Source organism: Bradyrhizobium sp. Leo78, assembly GCF_059512425.1.
Window position 1 is genome coordinate 1 of record NZ_JCAMOT010000083.1, and the last position, 10,972, is coordinate 10,972.

General features: G+C 62.6%; 12 protein-coding genes. 10 read left to right on the plus strand and 2 right to left on the minus strand.

What is annotated here, in order from left to right; all coding sequences use genetic code 11:
- From AC5ZG1_RS42275 to AC5ZG1_RS42315, 9 genes are all read left to right on the plus strand, one after another.
- Positions 1-642 (plus strand): SufD family Fe-S cluster assembly protein (locus tag AC5ZG1_RS42275; RefSeq protein ID WP_496136360.1); only part of this gene is annotated, 642 nt, incomplete at its 5' end.
- Entirely contained in the window at positions 639-902 is a 264-nt protein-coding gene (locus tag AC5ZG1_RS42280; RefSeq protein ID WP_496136361.1) for a hypothetical protein, read from the plus strand. The genes AC5ZG1_RS42275 and AC5ZG1_RS42280, both read left to right, overlap by 4 nt.
- Positions 903-920: 18 nt before the next feature.
- The gene (gene sufC, locus AC5ZG1_RS42285; protein ID WP_496136362.1) at positions 921-1,670 is read left to right on the plus strand and encodes a Fe-S cluster assembly ATPase SufC; all 750 of its coding nucleotides are present in this window, start codon (positions 921-923) and stop codon (positions 1,668-1,670) included.
- Between the two features lie 18 nt (positions 1,671-1,688).
- Positions 1,689-3,002: a Fe-S cluster assembly protein SufD gene (gene sufD, locus AC5ZG1_RS42290; RefSeq protein ID WP_028169356.1), complete on the plus strand. Its 1,314-nt coding sequence runs from the start codon at positions 1,689-1,691 to the stop codon at positions 3,000-3,002.
- Positions 2,999-4,246 carry a cysteine desulfurase gene (locus AC5ZG1_RS42295; protein WP_496136363.1) on the plus strand — a complete coding sequence of 416 codons (1,248 nt, stop codon included), beginning with the start codon at positions 2,999-3,001 and terminating at the stop codon, positions 4,244-4,246. Before sufD ends, AC5ZG1_RS42295 begins: the two co-directional genes overlap by 4 nt.
- Positions 4,243-4,617: an SUF system Fe-S cluster assembly protein gene (locus tag AC5ZG1_RS42300; RefSeq protein WP_028169354.1), complete on the plus strand. Its 375-nt coding sequence runs from the start codon at positions 4,243-4,245 to the stop codon at positions 4,615-4,617. Before AC5ZG1_RS42295 ends, AC5ZG1_RS42300 begins: the two co-directional genes overlap by 4 nt.
- Before the next feature lie 6 nt (positions 4,618-4,623).
- A complete protein-coding gene (locus AC5ZG1_RS42305) occupies positions 4,624-5,037 on the plus strand; it encodes a VOC family protein (protein ID WP_463328041.1) in 414 nt (137 codons plus the stop codon).
- A 125-nt stretch (positions 5,038-5,162) separates the two neighbouring features.
- Entirely contained in the window at positions 5,163-5,552 is a 390-nt protein-coding gene (locus AC5ZG1_RS42310) for a HesB/IscA family protein (protein WP_027584369.1), read from the plus strand.
- Between the two features lie 148 nt (positions 5,553-5,700).
- A complete protein-coding gene (locus AC5ZG1_RS42315; protein WP_496136365.1) occupies positions 5,701-6,129 on the plus strand; it encodes a TfoX/Sxy family protein in 429 nt (142 codons plus the stop codon).
- A 182-nt stretch (positions 6,130-6,311) separates the two neighbouring features.
- Here AC5ZG1_RS42315 and AC5ZG1_RS42320 read toward each other — a convergent pair whose 3' ends face one another.
- Positions 6,312-7,379: a GGDEF domain-containing protein gene (locus tag AC5ZG1_RS42320; protein ID WP_028167830.1), complete on the minus strand. Its 1,068-nt coding sequence runs from the start codon at positions 7,377-7,379 to the stop codon at positions 6,312-6,314.
- 212 nt (positions 7,380-7,591) lie between these two features.
- On the minus strand, positions 7,592-9,007 hold the full coding sequence (locus tag AC5ZG1_RS42325; protein WP_130228024.1) for a DEAD/DEAH box helicase: 1,416 nt from the start codon (positions 9,005-9,007) through the stop codon (positions 7,592-7,594).
- A 413-nt stretch (positions 9,008-9,420) separates the two neighbouring features.
- Here AC5ZG1_RS42325 and AC5ZG1_RS42330 point away from each other — a divergent pair, with 413 nt between their 5' ends.
- Positions 9,421-10,890 carry a caspase family protein gene (locus AC5ZG1_RS42330; protein WP_496136364.1) on the plus strand — a complete coding sequence of 490 codons (1,470 nt, stop codon included), beginning with the start codon at positions 9,421-9,423 and terminating at the stop codon, positions 10,888-10,890.
- Positions 10,891-10,972: the final 82 nt, after the last annotated feature.

The window sequence follows — 10,972 nt, forward strand, 5'->3', positions numbered from 1 at the left end:
GTGCAGAACTGGTATCCCGGCAACTCGGAAGGCAAGGGCGGCATCTACAACTTCGTCACCAAGCGTGGCGACTGCCGCGGCGCCCATTCGAAGATCTCCTGGACCCAGGTGGAAACGGGATCCGCCATCACCTGGAAATATCCGAGCTGCATCCTGCGCGGCGACAATTCTCGTGGAGAATTCTATTCGATCGCGATCTCGAACGGCTACCAGCAGGTCGACAGCGGCACCAAGATGATCCATCTCGGCAAGAACACGTCGAGCCGGATCATCTCCAAGGGCATCGCCGCCGGCAAATCGCAGAACACCTATCGTGGTCTCGTTACCGCGCACCGCAAGGCCATCGGCGCGCGCAACTACACCGCCTGCGACTCGCTCCTGATCGGCGACAAATGCGGCGCGCACACCGTGCCTTACGTCGAGGCGAAGAACTCGTCGGCGACGTTCGAGCACGAGGCGACGACCTCGAAAATCTCCGAGGACGTGCTGTTCTATTGCGTGCAGCGCGGGCTGAGCCAGGAGGAAGCGGTTGGCCTCGTCGTCAACGGCTTCGTCAAGGACGTGCTGCAACAGCTCCCGATGGAGTTCGCGGTCGAGGCGCAGAAGCTGATCTCGATCTCACTCGAAGGTTCGGTTGGATGAGTTATCCTGACACTGGGATCGATAAGATCAGTGTTGAGCTCAACCAGTTGGCGAAGGACTACGCGGAAAAGGCTGCAAAGCTGGCAAGCGATCCGTACTTCAAGGAAGCAATCGTAAAGGTCTCAGTATCTGGGTTTGTTTGGGCACTCTATCACGCGTTCAAGGACGAGTTTTCAAGAGATGCGCTCAACAACGAGATGAAAGAGCAAAGCGCCGCAATTGACAGAGCGATTACCGGAAACAGTAAAAGCGCTCACTAGACTTTGGAACAGAAGACAATGTCACTACTCGAAGTGAAAGACCTGCAAGTCCGTGTCGAGGATCGCGAAATCCTCCACGGGCTGTCGCTGACTGTTAATCCCGGCGAGGTCCACGCGATCATGGGGCCGAACGGCTCTGGCAAATCGACGCTCTCGCACGTCATCGCCGGCAAGCCCGGCTATGAGGTCACCGGCGGACAAATCCTGTTCCGCGGCGAAGACCTCTTGGAGATGGCGCCGGACGAGCGCGCCGCCAAGGGCGTGTTCCTGGCGTTCCAGTACCCGGTCGAAATCCCCGGCGTCGCCACCATGAACTTCCTGCGCACCGCGCTGAATGCGCAGCGCAAGGCGCGCGGCGAGAGCGAATATTCGACACCGGACTTCCTGAAGAAAGTCCGCGAAGTCTCCAAGTCGCTCAACATTCCGCAGGACATGCTCAAGCGCGGCGTCAATGTCGGCTTTTCCGGCGGCGAAAAGAAGCGCAACGAGATCCTGCAGATGGCGCTGTTCGAGCCGAGCCTCTGCATCCTCGATGAAATGGACTCGGGTCTCGACATCGACGCGCTGAGGATCGCGGCCGACGGTGTCAACGCGCTGCGCTCGCCCGAGCGCGCCATGGTTGTGATCACCCACTACCAGCGGCTGCTCAACTACATCGTGCCGGACTATGTGCACGTGATGGCCAAGGGCTCGGTGGTGAAGACTGGCGGCAAGGAACTGGCGCTGCAGCTGGAAGAATCCGGCTATGCGCAGTTCGAAGACGCCTAAGCCTGAACGGAATTCGTGATGAACGTCGTGTTGGCAAAAACCGATACCGGGCGCGCAGTGAGCACCAGCTTTGCGCTCGCGCGTGAGCGGTTGCCTGGCTCGGGCAAGGTCGCCGAGCAAAGGCAGCAGGCCTTTGAAGCCTTTGAGCGCGCGGGCCTCCCGCATCGCCGGATTGAGGACTGGAAATATACCGACCTGCGCGTCCTGATGCGCGAAGTGCTGCCGCTGGCGGCTGCACCCGATACGGCGGCGCTGTCGCGCGCGGAAGCCGCGCTCAAGCTGCATGCGATCGAAGGCACGCGGCGGCTGGTGCTGGTCGACGGCGTATTCGCGGCAAAGCTTTCTGATCTCGGCAAGGGCGAAAAGGGCCTTTCCGTCCGCACGCTGCGTGAGGTGCTGGAGGCGGGGGACGGCGAGTTGCTGGCCTCCGATAACTCCAATCCCATGATCGCGCTGAACACGGCGATGGCGACCGACGGCGTCGTGATCGAAATTGCCAACGGCACCGTGCTGGAGCAACCGCTGCACGTGGTCCATGTCGCGAGCACGGGCACGCCGGCTGCGATGTACACCCGTTCGCTGCTCCGCCTGGGCCGCGACGCGAGCGCGACGCTGGTGGAAAGCTTTGTCGCCACCGAAGGTGCAAAGGCGTATCAGACTTACGACTCCCTGATCGTTTCGCTCGGCGACAATGCGCGGCTCGATCATCTCCGTCTGGTTGAGGACGGGTTGGAAGCCTTCAACATTGCGTCCGCCGCGGTGACGCTCGGCGCACATGCGCAGCTCAACACCTTTGGCATGGTGTCGGGCGCGAGCGTCAGCCGGTATCAGCCGACCATCATCTTTGCAGGCGAGGGCGCGCGGGTCGACACCAACGGTGTCAACCTGATCAAGGGCCGGCAGCATGCCGACACCACGCTGTTCATGGATCACGCGGTGCCGCACTGCGCCAGTCGCGAAGTGTTCCGCGCCGTGATCGACGACCGCGCCCATTCGGTGTTCCAGGGCCGCATCGTCGTCCGTCCGGACGCGCAGAAGACCGATGCCAAGATGATGACGCGGGCGCTCCTGCTCTCCGATGAGGCCGAGGCCGACAACAAGCCGGAGCTCGAGATTTTTGCCGACGACGTCACCTGCGGCCATGGCGCGACCACCGGTGCACTGGACGAAAGCCTGTTGTTCTATCTGCGTGCGCGCGGTCTTCCCGAGAAGGAAGCGCAGGCGCTCCTGATCCAGGCCTTCGTCGGCGAGGCCATCGAATCGATCGCGAACGACTCGCTGCGAGAGCATGTGATCGCGGCGGCACAGCGCTGGCTGGAGGCACGCGCATGAGCACGCATCCGGCGGTCGCCAACGGCGCCTATGATGTCGCGCGGGCGCGCGAGGATTTTCCGGCGCTGGCGCTGCAGATCTACGGGAAGCCGCTGGTCTATCTCGACAACGCGGCCTCCGCGCAGAAACCGAACGCGGTGCTCGACCGCATGGCCGAGGCCTACAAGACCGAATACGCCAATGTGCATCGCGGCCTGCATTACCTCGCCAATGCCGCGACCGAGGCTTACGAAGGCGCGCGCAGCAAAGTGGCGCAGTTCGTCAACGCGCGGCGCAGCGAAGAAATCATCTTCACCCGTAACGTCACAGAGGCGATCAACCTGGTCGCCTCGTCATGGGGCGAGCCCAATATCGGGCAGGGCGATGAGATCGTGCTCTCGATCATGGAGCACCATTCCAACATCGTGCCCTGGCATTTCCTGCGCGAGCGGCATGGCGCCGTCATCAAATGGGCGCCGGTCGACGACGACGGCAATTTCCTGATCGAGGAGTTCGAGAAGCTGCTCTCGCCGCGCACCAAGCTGGTTGCGATCACGCAGATGTCGAATGCGCTCGGCACGCTGGTTCCGGTCAAGAAGGTCGTCAGGATCGCGCACGATCGCGGCGTTCCGGTGCTGGTCGACGGCGCGCAGGGCGCCGTGCATCTGCCGGTCGACGTCCAGGATCTCGACTGCGATTTCTACGCCTTCACCGGCCATAAGGTTTACGGCCCGACCGGCATTGGCGTGCTCTATGCCAAGCATGAGCACCTGGTCGCGATGCGGCCGTATAACGGCGGCGGCGAGATGATCCGCGAGGTCGCAAAGGACTGGGTCACCTATGGCGACCCGCCGCACAAATTCGAGGCCGGAACCCCGCCGATCGTCCAGGCGATCGGGCTGGGCGCTGCGATCGACTACGTCAATTCGATCGGCAAGGAGCGCATCGCCGCCCATGAGCACAGCCTGCTGACCTACGCCCAGGAGCGCCTGCGCGAGATCAATTCGCTGCGGCTGATCGGCACCGCCCGGGAGAAGGGGCCGGTAATCTCTTTCGAGATGAAGGGCGCCCATCCCCACGATGTCGCGACCGTAATCGACCGCCAGGGGATTGCGGTGCGGGCCGGCACCCATTGCGTGATGCCGCTCTTAGAGCGGTTCAATGTCACAGCCACATGCCGGGCCTCGTTCGGCATGTATAATACGAGGGAAGAGGTCGACCATCTGGCGCAAGCCTTGATCAAGGCTGGGGAATTGTTCGCATGACCGAGACTGCCGACGACGTCAAAACCGCCCATGTGGAGACAAGCTCCGCCTTGCCGCCGGAAGAGACCGAACGTCTCAGCCAGGAGATCGTGGCGGCGTTGAAGACGGTGTTCGACCCGGAAATCCCGGCCGACATCTATGAGCTCGGATTGATCTACAAGGTCGATCTCAAGGACGACCGCAGCGTCGACGTCGAGATGACGCTGACCACGCCGAACTGCCCGGCGGCCGGTGAATTGCCCACCATGGTGGAGAACGCGCTGGCCAGCGTTCCCGGCGTAGGCGTCGTCAATGTCAACCTGGTCTGGGAGCCGGCGTGGACGCCGGATCGGATGAGCGACGAGGCCCGCCTCGTGCTCAACATGTGGTGAGGTTCGTTGCCGAAGCTATCCGGTGTCATCGAGACTGCACTCTATGTCGATGACCTCGACCGCGCCCGCGCGTTCTACACCGATGTGCTCGGTCTTGAGCCTCTGACGAGCGACTCGCGGTTTATGGCCTTCGACATAGGAGGCCGGAATGTGCTGCTGCTGTTTCGTCGCGGGGCTACGCTTGAGACGGTCCATCTGCCCGGCGGCACCATTCCGCCGCACGACGGCAGCGGCCCGATCCATGCGGCCTTTGCCATCGCCGCAGATGAATTGCCAGCCTGGGAAAAGCGGCTTGGCGAGCACGATGTCGCGATCGAAGGCAGGACCGATTGGCCGCGCGGCGGCAAGAGCATCTACTTCCGCGATCCGGACAATCATTTGCTGGAACTGGTCACACCGGGAGTATGGGCGATCTACTAGGTGTGTGTCGTTCGGAGAAGTTCTAGCCAATTGCGAACATGAGACCTTCACAGCCGGAATTTCGTTGTTATTTTTGAGATGACAGACTTTGCCGCTCTGCATCGTAGGGAGAGAGAGCCGCTGCAATGGATACCATCGCACCAGTTGCCAAGCCGAAGCCGCGGCCCCGCCCGCAGGTCATGAAGCTGACGGACGCCGCGGCAGCGCGGATCACGGAACTGACCAAGCGGGCCGATTCCGAGATCGTCGGCCTTCGCGTCGGCATCAAGAATGGCGGCTGCGCGGGACAGTCCTATACGGTCGAATACGCCCACGAGATCCGGCCGACCGATGAGGTGGTCGAGGACAAGGGCGTGAAGATCCTGGTCGATCCCAAGGCAGTCCTGTTCCTGCTCGGCACCGAGATGGACTACAAGGCCGATAAGATGCAGGCGCAGTTCATCTTCAACAACCCGAACCAGGTTTCCGCCTGCGGCTGCGGCGAGTCGGTTCAGCTGACACCGGCGAAGGTGTAGACCGCTCGCCAAGCACACGGGACCTCATCCGAGGAGGCCGCGCAGCGGCCGTCTCGAAGGATGGCCGCGGGTGAGATCGGGCCTCATGGTTCGAGACGGCGCTGCGCGCCTCCTCACCATGAGGGGTGAGAGCGGGGCTGGGGCCATGATGGACCGCGAATTCCTGATCGACCTGTTTGCCGATTTCGGCCCGGTCACCATCCGCCGCATGTTCTCCGGCTACGGCATCTCTGCCGACGGCACCAACTTCGCGTTATCGCTGCGTGCTGGGCTCTATTTCCGCGCCGACGAAGAGACCATTCCGCGGTTTGAAGCGGAAGGCTCGAAGCCGTTCCAATATCAAACGAGCACCCGGACCGTCACGGTGAACTCCTACTGGCAGTTGCCGGCGCGGCTGTTCGACGATTCGGAAGAGCTGGCGCAATGGGCAAGGGCCGCGCTCGCCGCCGCGCAACGCGCCGCATTGCGCAAGCGGCCGAAAGCAAGGAAGGCGGCGAAGAAGGCCTCGGCGAAGAAAGCCAAGAAGACGCCAAATCGTAGGGTGGGCAAAGCGAAGCGTGCCCACCGTTCCAGATAGCGCGTGCGATGGTGGGCACGGCGCAAGTGCGCATTTACGCACCCTACGAGGCTACAGGCCGTCATTGCGAGGAGCGCAGCGACGAAGCAATCCATGCCTCCACAAGCGGTGAGATGGATTGCTTCGCTTGCGCTCGCAATGACGGGGGAGAGAGCGTGACAGAACGTTCGCCTACGAAATCATCACGCAACGCGGCTGCGGATTTCGGCCGTGTATTCGGGGTCGACTTCGCAGACCACGCGGTTGCGGCCGGCCCGCTTGGCGGCATAGAGGCAGGCATCGGCGCGCTCGATCAGCGCATCCGTGTCGTCGCCCGGCTTCAGCAGGGAGACGCCGACCGAGATGGTGACGCGGCCGAGGATCTCGCCGGTGGATTTCTTCTTCAGTTCCTTCGCCATCACGGCCCGGCGGATATGGTCGGCCACCGTCAGCGCCTGGCGCAGGCTGGTGTTGGGCAGCACAACCGCGAATTCCTCGCCGCCGTAGCGCGCGGTAATGTCCTGGCCCTTGATGGTCTGCTTCAAGGACATGCCGACCAGCCGCAGCACCTGGTCGCCGGTGAGATGGCCGTAGGAATCGTTGAACGATTTGAAATGGTCGATGTCGAACATCAGGAGCGACAGCGGCTGGTCATTGGCGATCGCGGTCTGCACTGCCATCTCGATCGAGCGGTCGAAATATTTGCGGTTGCCGAGCCCGGTCAGCGGATCGGTCAGGCTCTCGGCGCGGATCGCCTCCAGGCTGTGCTGGAGATTGCTGATTTCGGTCTTTGACAGCGCCAGGCGATTCTCGAGCGCCTTGTTGGTTTCGCGCATCTCATGCGTCGACTTCACAAGCTGCTCGATGATCGGCTTGAGCTGGTCGCGATTCTTCACGCTCGCGAGCCTTTCGCTGGCGCCGCTCAGGCTTGCATCGTAGCTCGCGGACATGCCGAGCGCATCCGAGATCAGCGTCACGACATCGTCGATCTCGCCGATGACGCGCGCGCCGACCTTGTCGATGCGATCAGATGTCTTGATGTGAGAGAGATAGGTCTCGTAGATCTGCTCGAGATCGGCTTCGCTCAGCTTGCCGTTGCGCGCCAGAGTCTCGTTGATGATCTTGTTGAGCGGAGCATTGTATCCGGTCGCATAGACGTACCAGATTTCGTAATTGCGGGGGACGGCGGTCTGACGGAGCGACCTGATCTGGCCAAGCGCAACCTCGGCAAAAGCCATCGTGCGTTCGTGTTCGTCCAGCAGCTTGACCACTGATCAAGTCCCCAATGCCGAGCCGCGCCGCTCAGCCGCAAATAACTAAAAGTATCGTTGCCACGCTAATGGAGGATAATGAACGCCCCGTAAATAGGGGAATCGCACGCGTGGGCCGACGATTCTGATGGAAGAATCGGCGGCACGAAAAAAACGAACCAAGCCAAGAGATTAGGGCGTCGGCCTGATCCGGGCCGACGCTGCGCAAAGCGCTAGACGCGGGCCCGCACGGGGCGCAGCAGAAACGCGGGGAGATGCGAGTGATCGGCTGGTTCTGAGTCGACGTCGCGCTGTGTGCGTCGCGGCTCCGGGCGGCCGATCGAAGGCACGCGCGGGCTGGTGGCGGCCGGCGGCTGCGAATTGGCATTGCGGCTATCGCGGCCGTGACCAACTCGCGGCTCACGTTCGCGCCGCGAGTTGCGGCCGCTGCGCTCGCGCGACCCGTCGCGCCGCCGCGCCTCGCGCGGCTGCTCGTCGGTCTCGTTCTCATCCGATTGAACCGAGAAGTCGCCTTCAGCGCGCGGGATCGGCTGGCCGATCAGCTTCTCGATTGCAGCGACCGACTTGGTGTCGAGCGGCGTGACGATCGAGATTGCGGTACCGGTGCGGCCCGCGCGGCCGGTGCGGCCGATGCGGTGAACGTAATCGTCGGGGTGATGGGGGACATCGAAGTTGAAGACGTGGCTGACCGCGGGAATGTCGAGGCCACGCGCCGCGACGTCGGAAGCGACCAGCAGCGGCAGCTCGCCCTTGCGGAACTGATCGAGCGCGGCCGTACGGGCGGACTGGTCCATGTCGCCGTGCAGTGCGCCCACGCTGAAGCCGTGCTTCTGCAGCGACTTGTGAAGAACGGCGACTTCGCGCTTGCGATTGCAGAAGATAATCGCGTTGTTGAGATCTTTGGCCCCGCGCAGCAGGCGGCGGAGGATTTCACGCTTCTGGTGCGGCTCGCGTCCGGAGGGCACCTGCGATTGCGTGACGGTGACAGCGGTAGTGGCGGGCTTGGAGACTTCGACCTTCACGGGGTTGTGGAGGAAAGCCTCGGTGATGCGCCGGATTTCCGGCGGCATGGTGGCGGTGAAGAACAGCGTCTGACGGGTGAAGGGCACCAGTTTGCAGATGCGCTCGATATCGGGGATGAAGCCCATGTCCAGCATGCGGTCCGCTTCATCGATCACGAGCAGCTCGACGCCGGTGAGCAATAGTCCGCCGCGCTCGGTATGGTCGAGCAACCGGCCGGGGGTCGCGATCAGGACGTCGACGCCACGGGTCAATTTGCTGTCCTGGTCGCCGAACGAGACGCCGCCGATCAGGAGCGCCACGTTGAGTTTCTGTCCGGCCCCATAGCGGTCGAAGTTTTCCTTCACCTGGGCGGCGAGTTCGCGTGTCGGCTCGAGGATCAGGGTCCGTGGCATTCGTGCCCGGGCCCGGCCTTTCTCGAGGATGGTGAGCATCGGAAGCACGAAGGCGGCGGTCTTGCCGGTGCCGGTCTGGGCGATGCCGAGGACATCGCGGCGGGCGAGAACGTGGGGAATCGCCTGTTCCTGGATGGGCGTGGGATTGGTGTATCCGGTGGCCGCTACGGCGGCCAAGACCTTGTCGGAAAGGCCGAGATTGGAAAAAGACATTGAGCCTCTTGTCGACACCGCCGTTCGGAATCGAGGGTAAAAAGGCTGGTCGCGTTTCGCCCCGAAACGGCGTTGCTTCTCAAAAAAGCTCGGGGGCTCTGACTGACGCTGACAGGCGGCAAACTCAGGGAATCGCGTTTCGATCCAAGGCCGCGTTGTCCGGAACATAGGTTCGAAATCGCCAAAGTCAATCTGGGAACTGCCCAAATGCTCGAAAAAGCTTAATGTTTTCGCACAAATAAGGGGCGAGCTGTCATTTGGCCGTCAAATGGCGGGGCGGTACTGGCCGAACGCGAAAGCTCGTACACTGAACCGGCTGGGGCGGTGTACCGACTATGGCATCGACGGTCGCGCGTGACGGGGCGCTTGGTGAGACGGGGCAGAGAATGGCTGGCTTTCTTTCGAGAGTTCTGATGGTCGCGGGCATTGCCCTGGCATCGGCAACTCTCGCCGCGCCCGCGCTGGCTGAAAAGCGCGTTGCGCTGGTCGTCGGCAACAACGAGTACAAGAACGTCCCCAAGTTGCAGAAGGCGGTGAATGACGCCCGCACCATGGCGGACACGCTGAAGCAGCTCGGCTTCTCCGTCATGATCGCCGAGAATCAAAACCGGCAGCAATTCTCCGAGACGCTGCTCGCCTTCGACAAGTCGATCGAACCCGGCGACACCGCGTTCTTCTTTTACGCCGGCCATGGCTTCGAGATTGCCGGCCAGAACTTCCTGCTGCCGACCGACGTGCCGGCGGCGACCGAGGGCCAGGAAGAACTGGTGCGCGACGCATCTGTTCTCGCCGACCGCATCGTCGAGCGCCTGCAGAACAAGGAGGCGCGCACCTCGATCCTGGTGTTCGATGCTTGCCGCAACAATCCGTTCGAGCGGCCGGGAACGCGCGCGGTCGCCGGCGGTGGCGGGCTGGCGCCGATGACGCAGTTGCCGGAGGGCGTATTCTCGGTGTTCTCGGCCGGCCCGCGCCAGACCGCCCTCGATCGGCTGTCGAACGACGATACCAATCCCAATTCGGTGTTCACCCGTACCTTCGCCAAGCAGTTGCTGCAGCCCGGCAAGAACCTGGTCCAGGTCGCCCAGCAGACACGGCGCCTGGTCAGCGAGGCGGCCGAGACCATCAGGCACAAGCAGATCCCTGTTTATTTCGACCAGATGGTGGATGACGTGTTCCTGAACGGCATGACGAAAGCGCAGGATGTGGCGGGAGCTGCCGAGGGACCGCAGAAGCTTGCAGCATTGCCGCCGGTCTCGGTGCCGCGCGTCCCGAAGGACGATTCCGTCAACGCGCCGATCGCAAGTTTCTCCCGCCATAATGGCGGCTGGACGGTGGTGTTCTCGATCGCGGACCCTGCGCTCGGAATCTCCTGGCGGATGGGCGACGGCGGCGATTTCCGTGAGACCGGATTCATCGACGCGCTTGATCCGCGCACGCGCAAACGGATGCCCAATCCGTCGATCGAACTGGCAGCCGATGCGCCGGCCGGCACCATCCAGGTCCGCTATGTCGATGCGGCCGGGGAGATGCAAGGGCCATTTCCGATCCGGTTCGACCCCGAAGCGGCATTGATCCGCGACCAGCGCAAGATCCTCGACATGACTGCGACGAGCTGGCTGTCGTTCCGCGAGTTCAACGGGCTCCTGGTCTATTACACCCATCTGATGTCCTACCGCTGCGCGATCCGCGAGGCGCGTATCGGTATCGACAGCGCAGTGCCGGACAAGGTGCTGAAGATGCCGCCCTGCGATCCGCGCGACCCCAGCGTGATCCCGCACGAGGCGCAGCCCTATCTGAAGCTTGCGCCGCAGACCAAGTCGGTCTCGGTGGAGCTGACCTATCGCGACGGCAGCGTATCGGAGATCAAGATGTTCCGACGCTAGATCGTGATGAAGTTAGGTTCGTGCATATCCTGAGTTTGCCAAGTAGCTTGCGCATTCTTTGGGCGTGAAGAGCTGCAGAACC

Bases quoted from the DNA above. Each gene is read 5' to 3' on its own strand.
- AC5ZG1_RS42280 (WP_496136361.1), top strand. From the start codon at position 639: ATGAGTTATCCTGACACTGGGATCGATAAGATCAGTGTTGAGCTCAAC.
- sufC (WP_496136362.1), top strand. From the start codon at position 921: ATGTCACTACTCGAAGTGAAAGACCTGCAAGTCCGTGTCGAGGATCGC.
- sufD (WP_028169356.1), top strand. From the start codon at position 1,689: ATGAACGTCGTGTTGGCAAAAACCGATACCGGGCGCGCAGTGAGCACC.
- AC5ZG1_RS42295 (WP_496136363.1), top strand. From the start codon at position 2,999: ATGAGCACGCATCCGGCGGTCGCCAACGGCGCCTATGATGTCGCGCGG.
- AC5ZG1_RS42300 (WP_028169354.1), top strand. From the start codon at position 4,243: ATGACCGAGACTGCCGACGACGTCAAAACCGCCCATGTGGAGACAAGC.
- AC5ZG1_RS42310 (WP_027584369.1), top strand. From the start codon at position 5,163: ATGGATACCATCGCACCAGTTGCCAAGCCGAAGCCGCGGCCCCGCCCG.
- AC5ZG1_RS42315 (WP_496136365.1), top strand. From the start codon at position 5,701: ATGGACCGCGAATTCCTGATCGACCTGTTTGCCGATTTCGGCCCGGTC.
- AC5ZG1_RS42325 (WP_130228024.1), bottom strand. From the start codon at position 9,007: ATGTCTTTTTCCAATCTCGGCCTTTCCGACAAGGTCTTGGCCGCCGTA.
- AC5ZG1_RS42330 (WP_496136364.1), top strand. From the start codon at position 9,421: ATGGTCGCGGGCATTGCCCTGGCATCGGCAACTCTCGCCGCGCCCGCG.